Consider the following 22,261-nt stretch of genomic DNA (forward strand, 5'->3'; position numbering starts at 1 on the left):
GTATCTGGACGCGCACAAGGTGCCGTTCGGGGAGAAGCTGACGCTGCCGAAGCCCTTCGACGTCGAGGTCGATACCGCGCGGTTCTAGCGCCTGCTGATACGCATACGAGACGTACAACGCGGCAGGTTGGCGCTATGGTCACCCCATGAGCAACGAGGGCGATTACGAGGTCGGCCGCCCCCGCTATCAGGGTTCTGGAGCGCCGGGGGAGCAGGGGGCCGGGAGCCGAGGCGCGCAGCCAGGCGTCATACCAGGCAGCACGGGGATTCCCAGGCGAGGAGAGAGCGGCGGATCGTCCTCCGGCACGGTCGTGCGCAAGACCGCGCCCGCCGCAGTCGTGGCGATGGCCTTCGCGGCCGTCGGCTGGCTGCTGCCGGTCTTCGGCGGCCTGATGGCGATCCGGCGGGCCAGGGTCGCGCTGCATCAGATCGAGGCCTCGGGCGGCGAACTCGACGGCGTGCCGCTGGCGGTGTGGGCCAGGCGGCTCGGGTGGGTATACGTGGTCGGCTGGAGTGTGGCGCTCCTCTATATCGCGCTGCGGATCTACATCGACGTGACCAACGTGATGGTCACAGTGAAGTAGCAGAAACGCGCAACCTGGAGGCCGGGGCGTTAGCGGCGCGTCACACGTGGCACGATGACTCGCGACACACGCTCAACTTGCTCTTGGAGGCGCGCGGATGACGCTCGGCCGGCCTGGTGACCTGCTGGCTGACCGGTACCGGCTGGACCGGTTCGTCGGCGCCGCGGGATCCGTGGAGCGTTGGCAGGCGTACGACGAGCGGCTGGCTCGGCCGGTCACCGCACGTTTGGAGCCCGCCCCCGGCGATTCGGCGGAGCAGAACGAGTCGACTGCGGCGGCGCAGGGGGCGCTGACCCGCGTAGCGCAGCTCAAGCATCCCGGCGTCGCCGCGGTCTACGACGCGGGTACCGCGGACAGCCTGCGGGGCAGCGCGGTCGGCTACGCGATTTCCGAGTGGACCGAGGGCCGCACGCTCAGCCAGATCATGGCGGCCGGGCCGCAGCCGTGGGCGCGGACCGCGGACTGGGGCCGGCAGCTGAGCGCGGCCCTTGCGGCGCTGCACGGGATCGGGATCGCACACGGCGCGCTGAGCCCGGAGAGCGTGGCGATCCACGACAACCGCCAGGTGAAGATCCTCGACGCGGGACTGGATTCGGTGCCGCCGGATCGCGTCGGTGCCGGCGAGTTTGACGGCGAGGCATCGGCCGATGGCGAGGGAAATGCGCCGGCAGGTGCGCCGAATGACATGTACGCGCTTGGGTTCTTGCTGTGGGAAGCGACTGCGGGAACCGCGCCGCAGTACGTGATGGCGGAGGCGGACGCCGGTTCGGCAACGGCCGATGCTGAGGCTGCGGGCGTGGGTCATAGCGGCGGGGCAGCGGCCCAGGACACCGCGGAAACCGAGCCGCTGCAGCTCACCGACGCTGAGCCAACCGTCGCCGGGATCGACCAACAGCCGCTCCTAGAGACCGGCGCGCCCGCCGAACTCGCCGCGTTGCTGTCGATGATGCTCGCCGCTGATGCCGCGCTGCGTCCCACGGCCGCCGAAGCCGAGCGGCGATTCGTCCCCTTCGCCGCGGTCGAACGGGTCAGTGACACGCTCCCCGGCGTCGCTGCCGCAGCGGCGGCTCGGACGCAGGTGCTCGGGCCGCCGGTCGCGGGCGCCGCAGCCTCGGCTGCTGCGGCTCAAGCCGCGAGGGCGCACCAGGATCGCAGGCGTGGCGCCATGCTCGGTCTGGGCCTGCTCGTCGCCGCGGTGCTCGCCGGTCTCGGCTTCCTGCTAGCGAATCTGAACTCTCATTCCACCAACCCGAATGGCGTGAACACCACGGTCCCGTCGAGCAGCCCCGGCATGGTCACCCTGCCGAACGGCTCGCTGAGCCCGGCGCCGAGCCGCACCCAGACCGGCGGCGGCCAGGCCACCAGTGCCGCACCGAGCACGCACGCGAGCAGCAGCCCGACCGGCCAGGCGGCCACGTCGGCGCCCGCGTCGGCGAGTGCGCCAGCGAGCCCGAGTTCGGCTCCGAGCGCTACCGGGACGGCCGGCGTCGGCGGCGGTGCGTCGACTCCGTCCGCGCCGGTCGGCGGAAGCGCGACACCGGCCGCGAGTGGCGGCAATATCCGGCCGAACGGCACCGGCGCCGCGGCCGCGGCTTCGCCCTGACGCCACGTCACAGCCGTTCGCGCGACACTGTCCGGTCACGAAAGTGCGCCGTCGGATATCGAATTTGTCCACGCAGTCCGGCATGCGAGAATAGAGCGGGTGCGGGCGTAGCACTTGGCGTAACGCCGGGCGGATGGTCGTTTTGACCGGAGGCACGGCGCGTCGGTACGCTCTCACCTTGTGCCTGGGGTGTCCCCGGCTGTCCGTGCGCGCGGCTAGAGGCTTTCGCTAGTGACTCGCGACCAGTCCCACTTGGGACCGCACGGAACTCTCACGGGAGTATCGACCTGACGAACGGGTCGGGTCTCCGAGAGGGCAGCTACGACACACCCGACCGCGTGGGTCGGAGAATCCGGACATCGCGCCGAAAACCGGGTGCAGCGTCAACACAACAATTTCGCCAGAGGACCGCCTGGCCGCCGCCCTGTCCGCGAGGACATGACGACCCCGGCCGAAGGCTTGGCACGAACGGAATACGGAGTAGCAGTGCCCACGATCCAGCAACTGGTCCGCAAGGGCCGGCAGGACAAGGTCACCAAGACCAAGACTCCTGCGCTCAAGGGCAGCCCGCAGCGGCGCGGTGTGTGCACCCGCGTCTACACGACCACGCCCAAGAAGCCGAACTCGGCCCTGCGGAAGGTCGCCCGCGTGCGCCTGTCCAGCGGCATCGAGGTCACCGCTTACATCCCCGGCGTCGGCCACAACCTGCAGGAGCACTCGATCGTGCTCGTGCGTGGCGGCCGAGTCAAGGACCTTCCCGGCGTCCGCTACAAGATCATCCGCGGTTCCCTCGACACCCAGGGTGTCAAGAACCGCAAGCAGGCTCGTAGCCGCTACGGCGCCAAGAAGGAGAAGAAGTAATGCCGCGCAAGGGCCCTGCGCCGAAGCACCCGGTCGTCATCGACCCGGTCTACAACTCCCCGCTGGTCACCTCGCTGGTGAACAAGGTCTTGCTGGACGGCAAGCGCTCCACTGCCGAGCGCATCGTGTACGGCGCGCTGGAGGGGTGCCGCGAGAAGACCGGCACCGACCCGGTCATCACGCTCAAGCGCGCGCTGGAGAACGTCAAGCCGGCGATCGAGGTCAAGTCCCGCCGCGTCGGCGGCGCGACCTACCAGGTCCCCGTCGAGGTGCGCGCCGGCCGCTCGAACACCCTGGCGCTGCGCTGGCTGGTCACCTACTCCCGCGCCCGGCGCGAGAAGACGATGACCGAGCGGCTGATGAACGAGCTGCTGGACGCCTCCAACGGTCTGGGCGCCTCCGTCAAGCGACGCGAGGACACCCACAAGATGGCCGAGGCCAACAAGGCCTTTGCCCACTACCGCTGGTAGTCCGGGAACCGGCAGCAACCCTTTACCGACTCGCGAAAGTAGCAGAGCCACCATGGCCACGAACGCCGCGCTCGACCTCGCCAAGGTCCGCAACATCGGCATCATGGCGCATATCGACGCCGGTAAGACCACGACGACCGAGCGCATCCTTTACTACACCGGGATGAGCTACAAGATCGGCGAGGTCCACGACGGCGCCGCCACCACCGACTGGATGGAGCAGGAGCAGGAGCGGGGGATCACCATCACCTCCGCCGCTGTCACCTGCCACTGGAAGACGGACGACGTCGACCACACCATCAACATCATCGACACCCCGGGCCACGTGGACTTCACCATCGAGGTCGAGCGCTCGCTGCGCGTCCTCGACGGCGCGGTCGCGGTGTTCGACGGCGTGGCCGGCGTGGAGCCGCAGTCCGAGACGGTCTGGAACCAGGCCAACCGGTACGGCGTGCCCCGCATCTGCTTCGTCAACAAGCTGGACCGCACCGGCGCGGAGTTCCACCGCTGCGTCGACATGATCGTCTCGCGGCTCAACGCCGTGCCGCTGGTCATGCAGCTGCCGATCGGCGCCGAGGCGGACTTCAAGGGCGTCATCGACCTGGTCACCATGAAGGCCCTGGTCTGGAACGCCGAGGCGAAGCTGGGCGAGATGTACGACGTAGTCGACATCCCGGCCACGCACACCGAGGCGGCCGCCGAGTGGCGCGACCGGCTCGTCGAGACCTCCGCGGAGGCCGACGAGGAGCTGATGGAGCTGTACCTGGAGGGCAAGGAGCCCACCGTGGAGCAGCTTTACGCGGGCATCCGGCGGGCCACCCTGGCCTCGTCGCTGACCCCGGTCTTCTGCGGCACCGCGTTCAAGAACAAGGGCGTGCAGCCCCTGCTCGACGCGATCGTGCGCTACCTGCCGTCCCCGCTGGACGTCGAGGCGATCGAGGGCCACGCGGTGGGCGACGAGGAGAGCGCGATCCAGCGCAAGCCCTCGGACTCCGAGCCGCTCTCGGCACTGGCGTTCAAGATCATGACCGACCAGCACCTGGGCAAGCTCACCTTCGTCCGGGTGTACTCCGGCCGGCTCGAGTCGGGCTCCTCGGTGCTCAACTCGGTCAAGGGCCGCAAGGAGCGCATCGGCAAGATCTACCGGATGCACGCCAACAAGCGCGAGGAGATCCCCTCGGTCGGCGCGGGCGACATCGTCGCGGTCATGGGTCTGAAGGACACCACGACCGGCGAGACGCTCAGCGACCAGGCGCACCCGGTGGTGCTCGAGTCGATGAACTTCCCGGCTCCGGTCATCTCGGTCGCCATCGAGCCGAAGACCAAGAGCGACCAGGAGCGGCTCGGCACCGCGATCCAGCGCCTCGCGGAGGAGGACCCCTCCTTCCAGGTGCGCACGGACGAGGAGACCGGGCAGACCATCATCGCCGGCATGGGCGAGCTCCACCTGGAGATCCTGGTGGACCGCATGCGCCGCGAGTTCAAGGTCGAGGCCAACGTCGGCAAGCCGCAGGTCGCCTACCGGGAGACCATCCGCAAGGCCGTGCCGAAGGTCGAGTACACGCACAAGAAGCAGACCGGCGGTTCCGGCCAGTACGCCCGCGTCATCATCGGCGTCGAGCCGATCGAGAGCGGCGAGGGCTACGAGTTCGTCAACGCGGTCACCGGCGGGCGCATCCCGCGGGAGTACATCCCGTCCGTGGACGCGGGCTGCCAGGAGGCCATGGAGTTCGGCGTGCTGGCGGGCTACCCGCTGGTCGGCGTCAAGGTCACCCTGCAGGACGGCGCGTACCACGAGGTCGACTCCTCGGAGCTCGCGTTCAAGATCGCCGGTTCGATGGCGTTCAAGGAGGCTGCCCGCCAGGCCAGCCCCGCGATCCTCGAGCCGATGATGTCGGTCGAGGTCACCACGCCCGAGGACTACCTGGGCGACGTGATCGGCGACCTGAACTCCCGTCGTGGCCAGATCCAGGCCATGGAGGAGCGGTTCGGCGCCCGGGTCGTCAAGGCCCTGGTGCCGCTGTCGGAGATGTTCGGCTACGTCGGCGACCTTCGGTCGAAGACCTCGGGCCGGGCCTCCTACAGCATGCAGTTCGACTCCTACGCCGAGGTTCCCAGGAACATCGCGGAGGAGATCGTCAAGAAGGCGCGCGGCGAGTAGCCCAAGCCGATCCACCGTTAAGCCGCCGGGCGCTCAGCCTGAGCGATCCGGCACCGCACCCGTCCACAGGAGGACATCGTGGCGAAGGCGAAGTTCGAGCGGACTAAGCCGCACGTCAACATCGGCACCATCGGTCACATCGACCACGGGAAGACGACGCTTACCGCGGCGATCACCAAGGTGCTGCACGACAAGTACCCGAACCTGAACCAGGCCTCGGCGTTCGACCAGATCGACAAGGCGCCGGAAGAGCGCCAGCGCGGTATCACCATCTCCATCGCGCACGTCGAGTACCAGACCGAGAAGCGCCACTACGCGCACGTGGACTGCCCCGGTCACGCGGACTACATCAAGAACATGATCACCGGTGCCGCGCAGATGGACGGCGCGATCCTGGTGGTGGCCGCGACCGACGGCCCGATGCCGCAGACCAAGGAGCACGTGCTGCTGGCTCGCCAGGTCGGCGTGCCGTACATCGTGGTCGCGCTGAACAAGACCGACATGGTGGACGACGAGGAGATCCTCGAGCTGGTCGAGCTCGAGGTGCGCGAGCTGCTCTCCGAGTACGAGTTCCCGGGTGACGACCTGCCGGTCGTGCGGGTCTCGGCGCTCAAGGCGCTCGAGGGCGACGCCGAGTGGAGCGAGAAGCTGCTCGGCCTGCTCGACGCGGTCGACGAGGCGATCCCGCAGCCGGAGCGCGAGATCGACAAGCCGTTCCTGATGCCGATCGAGGACGTCTTCACGATCACCGGCCGTGGCACCGTGGTGACCGGCCGCATCGAGCGCGGTGTCATCAAGGTCAACGAGACCGTGGACATCGTGGGCATCCGCGAGCAGAAGCAGACCACGACGGTCACCGGCGTGGAGATGTTCCGCAAGCTGCTCGACGAGGGCCAGGCGGGCGAGAACGTCGGTCTGCTGCTGCGTGGCACCAAGCGCGACGATGTCGAGCGCGGCCAGGTCGTCATCAAGCCGGGCACCATCACCCCGCACACCGAGTTCGAGGGCCAGGTCTACATCCTGTCCAAGGACGAGGGCGGCCGGCACACGCCGTTCTTCAACAACTACCGTCCGCAGTTCTACTTCCGGACGACCGACGTGAACGGCGTGGTGACCCTCCCCGAGGGCACCGAGATGGTCATGCCGGGCGACAACACCGAGATGTCGGTGTCGCTGATCCAGCCGATCGCCATGGAGGAGGGCCTGCGCTTCGCCATTCGCGAGGGCGGTCGTACCGTCGGCGCCGGCCGGGTCACCAAGATCACCAAGTAGTACCGGCGAATCGGGGAGCAGTTCCCCGATATCAACGCTGAGCGGCCCGGGACTCGCCAGAGTCCCGGGCCGTTTCGTTGTCTTGCCGGTCAGCCGCGATACGCCGCGATGGCGTTCTTGAACGCGGTGAGCGCCGGCCGGGAAGAACCGTCCGCGCGGCGCAGTCCGAAGTAGAGCCGCTGGTCGGGCAGGTCGATATCGGAGAACCAGAACAGTGCTTTGACGTGCGGGTTGCCCGTGGCCGCGGTGACCAGGTCCGCCGCATAGGCCGCTTGCAGCCGTTCCTGGTCCTTCGTCGCGGATTCGGCGGCGCCGGGATCGTTCGCCGCGTCCGAGACCGGGGCTCCCGCCTCGGTAAGCCAGATCGGCATCGATGACTGCTGATAACGATCGAGGATCGAGGCCAGGCTTCCAGGCCGGGTGCTGATGTCACCGAACGCTTTCGCGGAAGCCGGCACCGTGGGGAAGCTGTACGGGTGGTACGCGACCGCGGTCGCGTAACGCAGGAAGTTGGAGCGGGCGACGTCGATCAGGAAGTCCTGCGCGGACAGGTTCGTCCCATCCGAGCCGGCCACGGCCAGGCCGCCGACAAGGAGCTGCGCCTTCGGCTGCACCGCCCGAACCGCGATCGAGGTGGCCTTGAGCAGCGCGCCATAGCCCTCAGGATCGGGACCCCCGAGCCAGTACGAGCCCAGATTCTCCTCGTTCCAGACCTCCCAGGCGGCCACCACGTCCGCCGGGTAGCGCTGCGCGGCCCGCGCCGCGAAGGCGGCGAACCGAGTGTCATCCTGCGGCGGGCACCAGACCTGCTTCGCGCAGGCGCGGGCGCGCGCCCAGGCCGGCGGCTGGTCCAGGATCGCCAGGATTCTCAGCCCTCTGGCCTTCGCGTAGTCGACCTCGCGGTCGAAGCTGCTCCAGTCCCACGTTCCAGGGTTCGGCTCAATCCGGTACCAGGCCAGGTCCACCCTGATCCATGAGGCACCGACCGCGCCCGGGTCGTCCAGGCTGCGCGCGATCCCGGTTTCGGATTCTTCGGGCAGCTGGTCGGCGTAGTCGACGCCGAAGACGAATCCGTTGTCAGTGGACTGCTCGATGTGCACTGATTGCTGGGGCGGCTTGTCCGGCAGCGCCGAGACGGCCATGGCGACCGACCCGATCACGATGATGAAGGCGGCGACCAACCAAGGAGCCAGTCGTCTGGCGGACAAGGACATGGGGGTCAGCCTAACGGGTGAGATCACAGTTGAGGTGACAAGATCACCGGACGGCTGAACACACCCGGGACGGGGCCTGATACTGTACCTAGCGCGCAGCGCGGCAGGTTTGTGATATGGGGGTGGCTACACGTGAGCGGCGAGGTCGGCGCGGGATCGCGGTTGGGCAGCTTGTACGTGCTCGACCAGCGGATCGGCGGCGGCTCGATGGGCACCGTGTGGTCCGCGCACCACACCGAGACCGGCCAGCCGGTCGCGGTCAAAATCCTCTCCGACACCATGGGCCAGAACTCTGACATGGTCGGCCGGTTCCTGCGCGAGCGCTCGGCCCTGCTCAGCGTGCGGCACCCGTACCTGGTCGAGATCAGGGACGTGGTCATCGAGAACGAGCGCATCGCCCTGGTGATGGAGCTGGTCGAGGGGGTCGACTCCGCGCGGCTGCTCGAGCAGAACGGGCCGATGTCGCTGTACCACGCGGCGCGGCTCGGCGACGAGATCTCGCAGGCGTTGATGGCCGTGCATGCCGCCGGCATCGTGCATCGCGACCTCAAGCCGGCCAACATCCTGGTGGAGAGCGCCACCTCGCAGGCCAAGCTGGTCGACTTCGGTATCGCCTGGATCGCCGGAAACCCGAGGCTGACCGCGTCGAACTCGGTCATCGGCACCCCGCACTACCTCGCGCCCGAGTTGCTGACCGGCGGCGCGGTGAGCCCCGCCGCCGATGTGTATTCACTGGCCGTCTGCCTGTACCAACTGCTCACCGGCGTGCTGCCCTTCGATGGCGAGCACTATGCGCAGATCCTTTACAAGCACCTGCACGAGGCGCCGTCGCCGCATCCCGCGATCCCGCCGACAATGTGGGGCCTGTTCGAGGCGATGCTGGCCAAGGATCCGGCTCAGCGGCCCACCACCGCCTTCGTGGCCGGTCAGCTGGCCATGTTCGCGCGCAGCGAGGCCCCGCTTCAGGTGCCTCAAGAACCCGCGCTCGCGGACGGGCCGGAGCAACAGGCGGCGCAGGGCCCGGCCGTGGCTCCGCTGAACGAGGATTCGCCGCTGTACAGCGCGGTGCCGCCGCCCTTCGGTGAGTACGAGGCCGCCCCGACGTCGGACTCCTGGCACGGCAGCGATTCTCCAGCGCCAGACTCCTGGCACGGCACCGGGACCGGCACCCAGACATCAGATTCCTGGCACGGCAGCGGCCCTCAGCCATCGGACTCCTGGCATGGCGGCGCTGCGACACCGCCGGTCGGCTACACGACGCCGCCGCCATTCACCTATGCGCCGCCGCAGGAGGAAGGCCGGTCGCGAAAGCGGCTCGCCGTCATCGCGGCGGTCTGCGTCCTCGCGCTAGGTGGAGTCGGCGTCGGCGCCTGGGCGCTGACCAACGGGGGCGGCGGAAAGCCGAAGCCGCAAGCGAACGCGTCGAGCTCCGCACCCAGCCACGCCGCCACGAACACCGCGCCGCCGGTCGCCGCCGCGCCGGTGACCCATCACTGGGCGATGTGCTGCGGGCAGCTTCAGGAGGCCGGAGGCACCACGACCGCGACGAACGGCGGCGTCGTGCTGAACGACACGAAGCACGGCGACGCGGTCTTCAACGGCAAGGCGGGCACGCAGATCCTGGTCGACGGACCGGTGATCAACACCGCACAGAGCTTCACCGTGGCTTTCTGGATGCACCTGGAGGGCAGCACGACGACGCCGTCAGGCCGGCAGATCGTCGTGGAGCAGCGCGGAACCGAGGGCTGCGCCGCCTGCATCGAACTGGACCCCGACACGAAGCGGCTGGCGTTCGTGATGCAGTCCTCGGACACGGCGAACGCCGGGACCACCAAGGTCGAAGCCAAGGCGCAACCCACGCCCGCGCAGTGGTATCGCGTCATCGCGTCCTACGACGCCGAGGCGCACACCATGTCCTTCTACCTCGGCGGCGTGCTCCAGGGCGCGAAGCATTTCGATGCGAACTGGACACCGACCGGGCCGCTGAGCTTCGGCAGCGGTCTGCAGAAGGGCATCACCACCAACTGGTACGCGGGAAACCTGGCGGACCTGTGGATCTGGAACCGGGCCATGACCCCGCACCAGGTCGATCAAGCAGCGAAGTAACGCAACAGTTTCCCACGGGTCAAAGCTCTGTTAAACCTGGCGCGAAGTAACGACTCTGCTACAGCGGCAGGTGGATGATCTCCAGCTCGTGGCAGTGCGGTAGGGTACGGTACATCGACGCTGTCGTCGGTGAGGGGCCGGGGCGGTCTCTGTACCCAAATCTCGGCGGGAGCGGCGAGGCTCACCGCCGCAGAGATCTGCCGATCTATTAACGCGACCGCAGAATATGCGGCTTCGACTTCTGCAGGCGCAGTGCGCTCACGGGGCGCCCTGCACGACTGACGGACGGCAAACACGGTGGGGACCCTGTCGATAGTTATTCCCGCGCTCAACGAGGCCGGGAATATGAAACCGGTGATGGATTCCATTCCCTTCGAGCGGCTGCGGACCGCGGGGTGGACGACCGAAGTGGTGGTCGTCGACAACGGGTCGACCGACGGCACCGGAGAGATCGCGCGCAAGCTTGGCGCGAAGGTCGTGCACCAGCCGGAACGCGGCTACGGCAACGCTTATCGAGCCGGCTTCGACGTGGCCATGGGCGAGGTGATCGCCACCGGGGACGCCGACTGCACATACCCGTTCGACACGCTGCCGGAACTGCTGGAACTGCTCGTGGAGCAGGACCTCGAGTTCCTCACCACCGACCGGCTGCACCCGGCCAACCGCGAGTCGATGAAGAACTCACATTTCGTCGGCAATCACCTACTGAGCGCGGTCAGCAGGGTCCTGTTCCGGCATGACTTTCGCGACTCGCAGTCCGGTATGTGGGTTTTCCGGCGCTACGTCTGGTCTCGGCTCGACGTTCGTTCGCCGGGTATGGCATTCTCCCAGGAGATAAAGAACGACGCGGCGCGCGCCGGCTGCCGCGTGCACGAGGTGCCGATCGAGTATCGGATGCGCGGGGGCGAAGTGAAGCTCAACGCGGTGATGGACGGCCTGGCCAATCTCGCCGGCCTGTTCGCGCATCGCTTCCGCAGGCCGTCCCGCGATGTGCCGACGGGTGAAGAGCTAGCGGAATCGATGAAGGTGTAGTGAAGTCCAGGACCAGCGCCTCCGGCGGGGAAGCCGCGTCGCTCACCGGGCTCGGTGCACGCGACGCGGACCCGGATCGGGACCTGGCCCCGGATGATGAAGGGGAGTTCTGGACGCCGAGGACGCGAGGCGCGCACGAGGCGGATGCCGCGGATTCGGCGATCTCGGACAAGCCGGACTCGTCCGAATCCATAGCGGACCCTGACGAGCCGGACAAGCCGGGCCGGCCTGAGGGCGTCGACAGAACAGGACCCTGGTTCCTGCGTAGCAGGGGCCGTAGCGCATGGGCGGTCGCGCTGGTGCTCCTCGTGGTCGCCGCGGTCTACGGCGTGTGTACCCTCGCTCCGGTGCGCACGGTACTGCGGCAGTCCTTCACCCAGGTCAGCTCGCCGAACCCGCAGTTTTACCTTAACGGCAACCCATGGGTATCCGGTCAATACCTCAATGTGCCGCTTGGCATCATTCGGCAAGGCGGCCACAGCGCGATGAGCTACAAGGTGCACGTGTGGACTGTCGACCACGCCGGGAAGACCGACGCCACCACGACGGTGACGCTGCCAACTCAAGACGGGAAGGGCGCGGCCAATTTCAAGCTGCCGATCCCCACGGACGCGCAGCTGGTCTGGGCCCAGGTCGAGGGCACCTCGTTGTCAGTGCACTACCGCTTCGCCGGCAGCGCGCTGCCGAGCGCGAGCGCGACTGCGAGCGGCTCGCGCTGAGCGGGACCCGGAGTCGGTGGGGAAGGTAAGAGATGGTCGAAGCAACGAACCGGGTCGCCCGGCGGCGAGTCATGCACATCGCCGCGTACTATCCGCCGCACCTCGGCGGCGTGGAGCGAGTCGCGCAGGCGCTGGCCCGGACACTCGCCGAGCGTCGCGAGGTCGAGGTCATCACGACTGCGCTCGGTTCCGATGTGTCGCCGGGTCCGGATACGTTGCTCGGCTCGGAGGCATCGAACGGGCCTGAGAACGGCGCGATGCGCGTGCGCAGATTCCGGGCTGCCGAAGTCGCGCACACGCCGATCTCCTGGGGCCTTTTCGCCGCCTTGCTGAGAGCGAAGCGCGGCGCCGTGTGGCACCTGCACTGCGCGCAGGCGCTGATCGCCGAGCAGGTCATGATCGCCGCGCGGCTGCGGCGGCAAAAGTATCTCCTGCACTTGCATCTCGACGTGGACAGCTCGGGTCCGCTCGGGCGGCTGCTGCCGCTGTACAAGAAGCACATCTTCGCGCGAGCGATGCGCGCGGCCGCCGGTGTGATCGTGCTCACGCCCGCGCAGGCCGCGTTCGTCGAGCACGCATACCGCGTGCCGGCCGACCGCATCCACATCGTTCCGAACGGCGTCGGGCGCGAGTACTTCATCCAATCGCGGCGCTCACCCGACGACGAGGGGTCGCCTGAAAGCGGGCCGCTGCGGCTGCTTTTCGTCGGCAGGCTGGAAGTTCAGAAGAATGTCGCCCGCCTGATCGACGCGCTGGCGCTGGTCAAGGAGAAAGTGGAACTGCGGATCGTCGGCGACGGCGCGCTGCGTGCGCAGCTTGAGCAGCGAGCCGCGGTCTCGGGAGTGCCCGTAGAGTTCGCCGGCGCCCTACACGGCGAGAACCTGCTTCGCGCGTATGCCGAGGCCGACGCATTCGTTCTGCCGTCAGATCGCGAGGGCATGGCGCTCGTCGCGTTGGAGGCGATGGCCGCCGGGCTGCCGGTAATCGCGACCGATGTGCCGGGTAACGCCGAACTGATCGGCGGACGCGGCCTTTTGGCGGCCCCGGACGCCACCGCGCTAGCCGCGGCGATCGACGCGGTCGCCGCGGACCGCGGATTGCGCACCGAGCTAGCGCAACGCTGCGCGGACGCCGCGAACGCATACACGTGGGACGCGGTGGCGGACCGCGTCGAGCAGATCTACGACGAGGTATACCGATGACGCCGCTGCGCGGCCGCGGCCTCGTCGTGTTGTCGACCGCGCTGTGCTGCCTGCTGATCCTGCTCGCTCCGGCGGTGCGGATCATCCAGGACCCCGCCGGGCTCTGGCTGATCATCGGCGCGCCGACCTGCGTGTACTACGGGACGGCTCGGCGCGTCGTGTCCACTCCTGACGGCGCGGCGCTGCTCGCCTTCGGCTTCACGATCCTGCACGACCTGCTCGTACTGCTCGGCCTCGACCTGGTGCTGCCGTTGTTCGGCGACGAGCATCCGCTACAACTCGCGCCGATCACCCTGGCTTTCGCCGCCGTCACGATCCTGGTCGGCGCGCTTACCCCGGAAGCGCAACCGGTGGCGCGCGAGCCGCTGTGGTGGCATCGCCGAGGATTCGGTCCGGTGCTGGCCCTCGGCGCGCTGATCCTCGTGCTGAGCGTGGCCGGACCGATCAGGCTCAACAACGGTTTCGGCTCCGCGGTGAGCATCACCGCGATGGTGGTCATCGTCGCGGCGCTGCTGTTCCTGCTGTTCAAGCAGCGCTATTCGGTTGGCGCCATCGAACTGGGCATCTACTTCGCGGCGGCGGGCATCCTGCTGCTCACCTCACTGCGCGGCTGGCTCATCACCGGCCACGATGTCCAGACCGAGTTCGCCTACTACTCAGACGTGCTCGCGAGCGGGCGCTGGGAGCCAGGCCACGTCCACAACGCCTACTACGCCTGCCTGAGCGTCACGCTCTTCCCGGTCTCCTTCGCGCACCTGACCGCGATCTCAGACGTCTACATCTTCAAAGTGGTCGAGCCGCTGCTTTTCGCGGTCACGCCGGTGCTCTTGTTCCGCGGCGTGCGCAATGTCGCCTCACACCAGGTCGCGATGCTCAGCGCGATCTTCTTCATCATCTTCCCGACCTTCTCCACCGACATGACCTACATGTCCAGGCAGGAGATCGCATTCATCCTGGTCGGGTGCGCGACGCTGCTGGTCACCGAACGCGCCACGGCCCCGCTCGCCCGCCGTATCGCGTTCGGTGCGCTCATGGTCGGCGTCGTGCTCTCGCACTACTCCACGGCTTACATCGTCATCATCATCTGCGGCATCGCGGTAGTCGCCGATCTGGCGCTCAGGCTGTGGTCGCGATTGCGTCGCCGGGCACACGAATCCGGCGGCCGGCCACGCAGAGTCCCGCGCATCGGGGGACAGGCGACGGCCGCGCTGGTGCCCTGGTGGCTCGTCGTGTTCGCGGCTGCGGCCGCCTTCCTCTGGGCCGGTCCGGTCACGCACACCGACAGTCAAGTGCAGTCCACCCTGTCCGCCGCGATCTCCCAGCTCGAAGGCAACGCCTCCTCGGGCCTCTTCGCCACGAAACAAACCAGCACCCAACTGCTCAGCGGCTACCAGAAATCCGCCGTCACGGCCACGGCGAAGGACCGCGCCAAGGGCGTCTACTGGCCGCTGTCCGCGGTCGACGAGTACCCGATCACCACCGTGGGCACCCAGTATCAGCCGCTCACGGGCACCGGCCGCCGCCTGCAACAGGCCGGAATCGGCGTAACCGGCGCCAACGTGCTAGCTCGAAGCATCGACGACCGCACCTACGAACTGCTCATCATCGCCGGGCTCGCCGGCGTCTGGTTCGCGGGACGCAGACTGTTCACTCCGCTCAAGGATCAGGTGCTGCTCTCCGTCGGCGCGCTCGGGATGCTCGGCGTGCTCACCGTCGTTCCGCAACTCTCCGTGGACTACGGCATCCTGCGCGCCTTCCAGGAAGGCATGTACTTCTTCGCGCCCTTCATGGCCGCGGGCCTGATCTGGATCTGCGGCTTGCTGAAACGGTGGGCCAGACCCGCGGCGGCGGTGGTGGTCGCCGTCATCGCGTCGACCATGACTGGCGTCGTGCCCCAGCTGACCGGCGGCTATCTCGGCATCCTGTCGATGTCCAACGAGGGCCAGTACTACAACATCCACTATCCGACGGACTCGGAGCGCACCGGCGCGCAGTGGCTCAACGCGATGGCGCTCGCGCAGAAGCGCAAGTCCGGCACCGCTCCCGTGCTGCAGACCGACTTCTACACCTACGACACGATGCAGACCGTCTTCACCAACCCGGTTCTGCCCGATCTGCTGCCGCAGTGGCTGCGTCCCGGCGGTTACCAGTTCGTCGGCCAGACGATGCTGCGCACCGGACGCGTGTCAATCCGCATCAACGGCCAGATTGTCACCTACACGTATCCGCCGCAGTTGCTCGACACCCAGTACAACAAGATCTACGCGAGCGACGGAGCCGAGGTCTACGGGCCGGAGATGAACAATTGAGCGCGCCGCCGATCCCGCCCTCCCCGCGACGTGTTCTCCTCGTCTGCCACTACTACGCACCGCACATCGGCGGGATCGAGAGCGTGGTGCAGGCGGAGGCCGAACGGCTCACCGCGCTCGGTCACGAGGTGACGGTGCTGACCAGCGCCGACCGCAGTAGCACGCGCGTCGAAGGCGGCGTGCGGGTCGTACGCGTCGCGGCCTGGAACGGACTGGAACACCGTGCGGGCGTTCCCTTCCCGCTGTTCTCCCCGCGGCTCCTCGCCCAGGCGATCAGGTTGACGCGGCGCACCGACATCGTGCACGTACATGACTGCTTCTACCTGAGTTCGTGGTGTGCGGGCATCGCGGCGCTTCTCTTCCGCAAACCGCTGGTCCTGAGCCAGCATGTCGCGATGGTCCAGCACCCCTCTGCCCTCGTGTCCGCCGTGCAGAAGACCGTCTACGGCACCATCGGACGCCTGCTGTTGCGACGGGCCCGGAAGGTCTTCGTCATCAACGAGTACGTAGGCAGATTCGTCGCCGGACTCGGCGCCCAGCGCCACAAGACCGTCGTGCTGTCCAACGGAGTCGATGCCGAGTTCTACCGGCCGGCCGCCGACCCAGCCGAGCGCGAGCTGCTGCGGAAGGAATACGGACTTCCGCTCGACCGGCCGCTCGCGCTGTTCGTCGGCCGGCTGGTGCCCAAGAAGGGCATAGACATCGCGCTGGCCGCGCGCACGAGCGAGTTCGATCTCGTCGTCGTCGGGTCCGGAGACGCGGCGATGCTGGACGGCGTGCCCGGCGTGCACCATCTCGGCAGCCGGCCGCCGCGACACGTGGCCGAGATCTTCCGCGCCTGCGACCTGTTCGTGCTGCCGACCACGGGCGAGATCTTCCCGCTCGTAGTCAAGGAGGCGATGAGCAGCGCACTTCCGGTCGTCACCACGGACGAGCCGGACTACGCCGCGCTCGGCGTCGACCGGCAGGGCATGGCCCTGGTCTCTCGTGACGCCGCGGCGGTCGGTGCGGCGGTCCGCCGGATCGTCGGCGACGAACGCGCCGCGGCTCGCATGGGGGAGTACTCGCGCAGTTACGCGCGCGCGCAGTTCTCCTGGGATGAGCACCTGGATCTGCTGCGCGCCAATTATCGCGCGGCACTCGAGAGGTCGCCGTGAGCCGCAGGGCGCGGGCGGTGGCCGAGGTGGCGCTGGTTTACGGCTTGCTCGGCTGGATCTACGTCGCCGCCTACGCAGCGGCCTATCCCCACGATTTGAGCACGCGGATCGCCGCCGCTGTGCCGATGCGCCGGGACACGTTCGGCGCGGTGGCTTTCGCCGCTTCGGCCGCGGCGGCGATCGTTCTGCGAGCCCGGACGGGGCGACTGTGGGAGCGCCGCAGCGCGCCGGCACGAGGCCTGATCCGCGCCGTGCTCAACACGGTGGCCGGATACGGCCTGCTGGTGTGGGCCTATCTCTGTGTCAACTCGATGACGCATCCGTGGACCATGTCCATGCAGCTGACGCACTTCGTTCCGTGGCCGAGCGAGGGCAGCACGGCAGTGGCCGGCTTCGCGGCGTCCGCCGTCGCGCTGTTCCTGGCGCGCTGCGCCGATCCCCGCGGGGACGACGGCCATGTCTAAGCACGCGCGCTCGACCGTCAAGATCATGGAGAGCTCGCTGTTCCTGATGGCTTCCACCGGCCTGACCGCCGGCCTCGGCTTCCTGTTCTGGATTCTGGTCGACCACAGCTACAGCCCCGAACGGGTCGGCCTGGCCACCTCGCTCATCAACGCCATCTCGCTGATCTCGTACCTCTCGCTCTTCGGCCTCAACAGCGTGCTGATCCGGTATCAGGCCGCCGGACCGGCTCGCAACAGCCAGGTGACTCGCGGCCTGCTGATCAGCGGTGGCGGCGGCCTGTTGTTCGCCAACGGATTTCTGGTGCTGTTGCCGTGGCTGAGCCCCAAGCTGGAGTTCATCCGGCAGAATCCGCTCTACGCGCTGCTGTTCGTCGCGTTCTGCAGCCTCGCCGCGATCAACCTGCTCACCGACTCGGTGTTCATGGCCGCCCGGCTGCCGCAGTACAACCTCCTGGTCGACGGGATCGTGCAAAGCCTGTCGAAGCTGGCCATGCCGATCTTCCTGGTGACCTTCGGCGCCGTCGGCATCGTCGCCTCCACCGGCATCGGCTACGCGGTCGCCGTCATCGCGTCACTGATCGCGATGTACTGGCGGCTGGGTTTCCGGCTGGACGTGCGCACCCCGGAGACGCTGCTGCGGGAGCATGCCCGCTACTCGCTCGCGAACTACAGCTCCGCGCTGCTCAACCTGGTGCCGCAACTGGCGCTGCCGATGATCGCGCTGCAGAAGCTGGGCAGCGAGGCCGAGGCGTACTACTTCATGGCGTTCCAGGTTGCGAACATCCTCTACGCCGCCTCGCACTCCATCGGCGACGCGACCTTCTCCGAGGCCTCGCACGACGTCTCGCGGCTGGCCGAATGCCTGCGCCGTTCCGCCAAGCTCAACTTGATCATCCTCCTGCCAGCCGTCGCGATCGTGACGCTTGGCGCGCGCCTGCTGCTGGAGCTGTTCGGCGCGGCCTACGCGGACCACGCGCAAGGCCTCCTGATGCTGCTGGCGCTCGGCGCGCTCGCCGTCGCGCTGAACAACTGGAGCAGCAACGCTTTGCGGGTCGCCGGCGCGATACGTCCCCTCGTCGCGAGCAATGTCGTCTATGCCGTCGGCTCGATCGGTTTCGCCGAGGCGATGGCGATGCACGGCGCGCTCTGGATCGGCTGGGCATGGGTGGGCGGAAACCTGCTCTCCGGCCTGGTGGCGCTCGTCTACGTGCCGAGCAGCACGGCCGCGCTCGCGCCGCGGCCGACGCCGGCGCTCGACGACACCGGCAGCCAGGCGGCGATCGGCATGCTCGATGAAACGGTGCCGCTGTCGCTGCCCTGGGTGGCGCGCGACGTGCGGCGCGGCGGCAAGCCCGGTGCGCCGGAGCGAACCACCGCCACGGGCGCCAACCCCCGGGCCGCACCGCTCTTCCTCGGCGGTGACATGGCGCTGCGCGAGCGCAGCGTGGCCGAGTCAGCCACCGAAACCCGTGACCACCTCTGGTGAGAAACCTGCTGGGAAGGCCCCGAAGTGAAAGTAGTCATCGTCAACGCCTTCGAGCGCAACAACCGCGGCGACGCGGCGCTGCTCGACGTGATGATCAGGCAGGTCGCACAGGCCCATCCAGAGGCTGAGATCACGATCTGCGGCTTCGAGGATCCGGTCGCGTACCCCGACATCTGGGGCGTGCGCAATGTCGGCTCGATCCGCAGATACAGCGCACAGGAGCACATCACGCGCTCCGCCCGCATCCAGCGCAAACTGCTCGTGGCGGCCATGGTCCTCGCCGTGGCGGCCGGTCTCGGCCGGCCGCTGGCGGCCGTGAGCGGGCGGATTCTGCCGCGCGAGGCGGCCGGGGAACTGCGCGCCATCGCGCAGGCCGATCTGGTGGTCAGCCTGGGTGGTGGTTACCTGCACGGCGGCCCCGGCCTCGGCTACGACCTGAGCATCGGGTTCCTGCTGTTGCCGCTCTGGCTCGCGCACCGCTTCGGCGTCCCGGCCGTCCTCGGACCGCAGTCCTTCGGGCCCTTCCCGACGAGGTTCCAGCGTGCGGCGGTACGAAGGGTCCTGTCTCGCTGCCGCGCGGTGTCGACCCGGGAGGAAATCAGCCGCGCGGTACTGGTGGCCGCCGGGGTGCCGGACGCGGTGCTGCGGCGCGACGTGGACAGCGCCTTCGCGTTCACCGCGACCAGCGAGCGGGATTGGCGTGCCGAACTGCGGATCCCGCCGACGGCCGCGCTCATGGTGACCACGATGCGCGCGTACTTGGCGCCCGCGGCCCAAGAACGCTACGAGAATGAGATGGTGGCCGCGATCGAGCGCGTCCTAAGGGCGGACGATTCCCGCTTCCTGGTGCTCGCCCCGCAGGTGACCTGCGAGTTCCAGGCCGATGACGACCGTCTTGTGCACCGCCGGGTCGCCGCGCGGATCGACAATCCGCGGCTGATCATGATCGATGACGCGGGCATCGGGCACCAGGACATCTTCGGGCTCTACGGCGCGGCGGACCTGACCATCGCCACGCGATTCCACTCGGCGATCTTCAGCTTGAGCCAGTGCGTCCCCTGCGTCGTGCTCAACTACGCGAACAAGGGGCTCGGCATCATGCGCGACCTCGGCTTCGCCGAGTGGGTGACCGACATGAGCACGGTCACCGCCGACTGGCTGGTGGAGCGGGTCGAGACCGCGCTGCGCGAGAACAGCTATCGGGACGGCCTGCGCAAGGCGATCCCCGGCTACCGCGCGGAGGTCGAGCGCTTCGTCGACGTGCTGCGCTCGAGCGTCAGCCCGGCGAACACCGCCGCGTAACGTCCGACCAGGTGTGGCCAGGCGAACATCGCCTCGGCGCGGGCCCGTCCGGCCGCGCCGAGCTTCGCGGCCCGCTCGGGGTCGGTCAGCAGTTCCCGGCACGCCGCGGCCAGCCGCACCGGGTCGGCCGGCGGCACGATGATCCCGGCTTCTCCGTCGTTGACCACGTAGGCGAGGCTGCCGACGTCCGAGGCCACCACCGGCGTCGAGCAGGCCATCGCCTCCATCAGCACCGTGCCCGCACATTCGGCGTCTGTGGTCGACGGCAGCACCAACACGGCCGCGGTCTGCATCGCCCGCACCAGTTCGTCGCCGGCCAGCGCCCCCGCGGCGTCTACCCGGTCGCGAACCCCGAGCCGCTGCGCGAGCGCGAGGTGGTCCGGGAGCGCGTCACCTTCGCCGACCAGCTTCAGCCGCAGCCCCGGAATGTCGCCTAGTAGCGACAGGGCATTGATGAGGACGTCTACGCCCTTCCAGCTGGAGGTCCGGTCCATTCGGCCCACATACACCAGTTCGCGGCCGCGCGACGCCGTCTCGCCGGGCGTGAACCTGGCCAGATCGACTCCCGGAGTGATCAGGACCGCGCCCGGCTTGCCGGCGGCGAGCGACGACGGGCCGACCGGCACCGGAACGTCGCAGCGGTCGAAGACGCGCGGCAGGACGAAGCGTTCGTACGCGGCGATGATCCGGTCGGCGAGCCCTGAGCCTTCCGCCCCCTTGTGCATGGTGCCGGCGTGATAAGTGAACACGACGCGGCGCTGCCCGCTCGCCAGGATCGCGATATCGCCGAGGCCAGGAACCGGTGCGTGCGCGTTCACGATCTGCGCCTCAGTCCGGCGCAGCCATCTACGCACCTGGAGCGGCCAGAGCGGGCTTAGCGGCGTATTGGAGACCCGGAACCAGGCGCCGAGGCGGATTACTTCAATGCCGTCCTCCACACTGCGGTGCGTTCGCAGTCCTTTGGCGCGGGTAGTGATCACCACCGGCGTGAAGTCCGTCTCGCCGGCCAGACCCTGCGCGAGCTGGGCCACGTACCGTTCCACGCCACCGATCTTCGGCGGGTAATAAGGCGTGACCAGGGCCACTTTGGTCATGGACGTATCCCCGCTTCGCTAGGCGTACTTCGCTGCTCGCTTCTTCGATCGCTGATCTCCCAGTAACAGGCGAGCAGGTTGTCGAGAAACGCGTCGACCCGGTAGCGCTGCGCCCGTGCGCTCGAACCCTGGCCGAGCGCGGCCTGGCGCCGTTCGTCGCCGAGCACGCTCGCCAGCGCCGCCGCGAGCCTGGCCGGATCTCCGGGCGGAACGAGCACCCCGTTGTCATCCCCGACGAGCTCCGGCAGCCCGCCGACCCGAGAGGCGATCAACGGCCGGCCAAGCTGGAGCGCTTCCAGCGCCACGGTCGGGAAATTCTCCGGCCACAGCGACGGGATGACCACCGCCGCCGCGCCCGACACCAGCCGGGTGACCGAGTCCTGACTCTGCCAGCCGTGGAACTGCACGGCTCCGGCGGCGATCAACTCGGCGGCCGCGCTTTCGAGGGCGCCGCGCTCGTCTCCGTCCCCGACGACACTGAGCCGGGCCTTGATGCCCTGTTCCTGTAGTCGGCGCACCGCGTCCACGAGAACGTGGACGCCCTTCACGCGCGTCAGACGCCCGACGTAGACCACGTGGTACGGATCCGGGGCAGTCGCGTCCTCAATGCCAGGCAGGTCCTCGATGCCGTTCGCCAGCACCGTGATCGGAACCTTCCCCACGTCGCCGCGCACGGCTTCGGCGAAATACTCGCTCGGCGTGATGATCCGGTCGAGGTGACGCAGCCAGAGCAGATAAGCCGGCCGTTGCATGAAGCGCAAGTAGAGATACCGAGCACGGTCCGCCGGGCTGAGCGCGCTCCCGCGGGTCGCAGAAGCGAGATTCCAGCGCAGCAGCTTCAGCGTCCAGTCCTCTGGGCCGTGCACGGTCAGCACGCGCGGCAGGTTACGCGTCGCGGCCAGCACCGACGGGCTGAACTCGCCGATCGTGTGCAGGTGGACGCAATCGGGCCGGAACTGCGCAATCAGCCGCCGCGTGGCGCGGTACGCCTGACGGTTCCAGAAGTATCCGGCCAGCCGCGCCGCCGCGCTTCCCGCTACCGCAGGGACCACCGTGTCAGCGAAGCAATCCTGGCTACCGTCGAGCAGATGATCGGTCGACAGGACATGGATCTCGTGTCCCCGCGCGCGTAGCCCCTCGGCGATGATGCGCACGCTCTTCTCCGCGCCGCCTGCCTCGAAGCCCACGTTCACTATGTGCAGAAGCCGCACGTTTCCCTCCCCCG

18 protein-coding genes are annotated in these 22,261 nt (G+C 68.4%); 15 read left to right on the plus strand and 3 right to left on the minus strand.

Features of this window, described 5'->3' with window-relative positions:
• Window positions 1-146: 146 nt before the first annotated feature.
• The 6 genes from VN779_RS04705 (at window position 147) to tuf (ending at window position 6,951) form a co-directional block, all read left to right on the plus strand.
• Entirely contained in the window at window positions 147-584 is a 438-nt protein-coding gene (locus VN779_RS04705; protein ID WP_325720491.1) for a hypothetical protein, read from the plus strand.
• A gap of 97 nt (window positions 585-681) precedes the next feature.
• Window positions 682-2,187, plus strand: coding sequence for a protein kinase domain-containing protein (locus tag VN779_RS04710; RefSeq protein ID WP_325720493.1), 1,506 nt, complete (start codon window positions 682-684; stop codon window positions 2,185-2,187).
• Between the two features lie 486 nt (window positions 2,188-2,673).
• Window positions 2,674-3,048: a 30S ribosomal protein S12 gene (rpsL, locus tag VN779_RS04715; RefSeq protein WP_211469825.1), complete on the plus strand. Its 375-nt coding sequence runs from the start codon at window positions 2,674-2,676 to the stop codon at window positions 3,046-3,048.
• On the plus strand, window positions 3,048-3,518 hold the full coding sequence (rpsG, locus tag VN779_RS04720; protein WP_211469824.1) for a 30S ribosomal protein S7: 471 nt from the start codon (window positions 3,048-3,050) through the stop codon (window positions 3,516-3,518). The genes rpsL and rpsG overlap by 1 nt, the downstream gene beginning before the upstream one ends.
• A gap of 52 nt (window positions 3,519-3,570) precedes the next feature.
• The gene (gene fusA, locus VN779_RS04725) at window positions 3,571-5,679 is read left to right on the plus strand and encodes an elongation factor G (protein ID WP_325720495.1); all 2,109 of its coding nucleotides are present in this window, start codon (window positions 3,571-3,573) and stop codon (window positions 5,677-5,679) included.
• Window positions 5,680-5,757: 78 nt separating this feature from the next.
• Window positions 5,758-6,951, plus strand: a complete 1,194-nt coding sequence (tuf, locus tag VN779_RS04730; protein ID WP_325720497.1) for an elongation factor Tu — start codon at window positions 5,758-5,760, stop codon at window positions 6,949-6,951.
• An 89-nt stretch (window positions 6,952-7,040) separates the two neighbouring features.
• On the opposite strand, the gene VN779_RS04735 is transcribed toward tuf, so the two are convergent.
• The gene (locus VN779_RS04735) at window positions 7,041-8,165 is read right to left on the minus strand and encodes a cellulase family glycosylhydrolase (RefSeq protein ID WP_325720499.1); all 1,125 of its coding nucleotides are present in this window, start codon (window positions 8,163-8,165) and stop codon (window positions 7,041-7,043) included.
• Window positions 8,166-8,297: 132 nt separating this feature from the next.
• Between VN779_RS04735 and VN779_RS04740 the strand changes: the two genes are divergently transcribed.
• The 9 genes from VN779_RS04740 to VN779_RS04780 all read left to right on the plus strand — a co-directional run bounded on the left by VN779_RS04740 (window position 8,298) and on the right by VN779_RS04780 (window position 19,942).
• Window positions 8,298-10,271 (plus strand): protein kinase domain-containing protein, encoded by a 1,974-nt coding sequence (locus tag VN779_RS04740; protein WP_325720501.1) that lies wholly within the window; start codon window positions 8,298-8,300, stop codon window positions 10,269-10,271.
• Between the two features lie 297 nt (window positions 10,272-10,568).
• Window positions 10,569-11,303, plus strand: a complete 735-nt coding sequence (locus VN779_RS04745; RefSeq protein ID WP_325720503.1) for a glycosyltransferase family 2 protein — start codon at window positions 10,569-10,571, stop codon at window positions 11,301-11,303.
• Entirely contained in the window at window positions 11,303-12,022 is a 720-nt protein-coding gene (locus tag VN779_RS04750; protein ID WP_325720505.1) for a hypothetical protein, read from the plus strand. Before VN779_RS04745 ends, VN779_RS04750 begins: the two co-directional genes overlap by 1 nt.
• Window positions 12,023-12,054: 32 nt before the next feature.
• Complete coding sequence (locus VN779_RS04755; protein ID WP_325720507.1) at window positions 12,055-13,224, plus strand: glycosyltransferase family 4 protein; 1,170 nt, start codon at window positions 12,055-12,057, stop codon at window positions 13,222-13,224.
• Window positions 13,221-15,533 carry a hypothetical protein gene (locus VN779_RS04760; RefSeq protein WP_325720509.1) on the plus strand — a complete coding sequence of 771 codons (2,313 nt, stop codon included), beginning with the start codon at window positions 13,221-13,223 and terminating at the stop codon, window positions 15,531-15,533. Before VN779_RS04755 ends, VN779_RS04760 begins: the two co-directional genes overlap by 4 nt.
• The gene (locus VN779_RS04765) at window positions 15,530-16,690 is read left to right on the plus strand and encodes a glycosyltransferase family 4 protein (RefSeq protein ID WP_325720511.1); all 1,161 of its coding nucleotides are present in this window, start codon (window positions 15,530-15,532) and stop codon (window positions 16,688-16,690) included. Before VN779_RS04760 ends, VN779_RS04765 begins: the two co-directional genes overlap by 4 nt.
• Entirely contained in the window at window positions 16,687-17,154 is a 468-nt protein-coding gene (locus tag VN779_RS04770) for a hypothetical protein (protein WP_325720513.1), read from the plus strand. Before VN779_RS04765 ends, VN779_RS04770 begins: the two co-directional genes overlap by 4 nt.
• Window positions 17,147-18,640, plus strand: a complete 1,494-nt coding sequence (locus tag VN779_RS04775; protein WP_325720515.1) for a lipopolysaccharide biosynthesis protein — start codon at window positions 17,147-17,149, stop codon at window positions 18,638-18,640. The genes VN779_RS04770 and VN779_RS04775 overlap by 8 nt, the downstream gene beginning before the upstream one ends.
• A 24-nt stretch (window positions 18,641-18,664) precedes the next feature.
• Window positions 18,665-19,942: a polysaccharide pyruvyl transferase family protein gene (locus tag VN779_RS04780; protein ID WP_325720517.1), complete on the plus strand. Its 1,278-nt coding sequence runs from the start codon at window positions 18,665-18,667 to the stop codon at window positions 19,940-19,942.
• Here the strand turns inward: VN779_RS04780 and VN779_RS04785 are convergent.
• Window positions 19,870-21,036, minus strand: a complete 1,167-nt coding sequence (locus VN779_RS04785) for a glycosyltransferase family 4 protein (RefSeq protein WP_325720519.1) — start codon at window positions 21,034-21,036, stop codon at window positions 19,870-19,872. The genes VN779_RS04780 and VN779_RS04785 overlap by 73 nt on opposite strands.
• Entirely contained in the window at window positions 21,033-22,247 is a 1,215-nt protein-coding gene (locus VN779_RS04790; RefSeq protein ID WP_325720521.1) for a glycosyltransferase family 4 protein, read from the minus strand. Before VN779_RS04790 ends, VN779_RS04785 begins: the two co-directional genes overlap by 4 nt.
• Between the last annotated feature and the right edge of the window lie 14 nt (window positions 22,248-22,261).

The sequence above is a fragment of the Actinocrinis sp. genome (assembly GCF_035605935.1).
Classification (GTDB): domain Bacteria; phylum Actinomycetota; class Actinomycetes; order Streptomycetales; family Catenulisporaceae; genus Actinocrinis.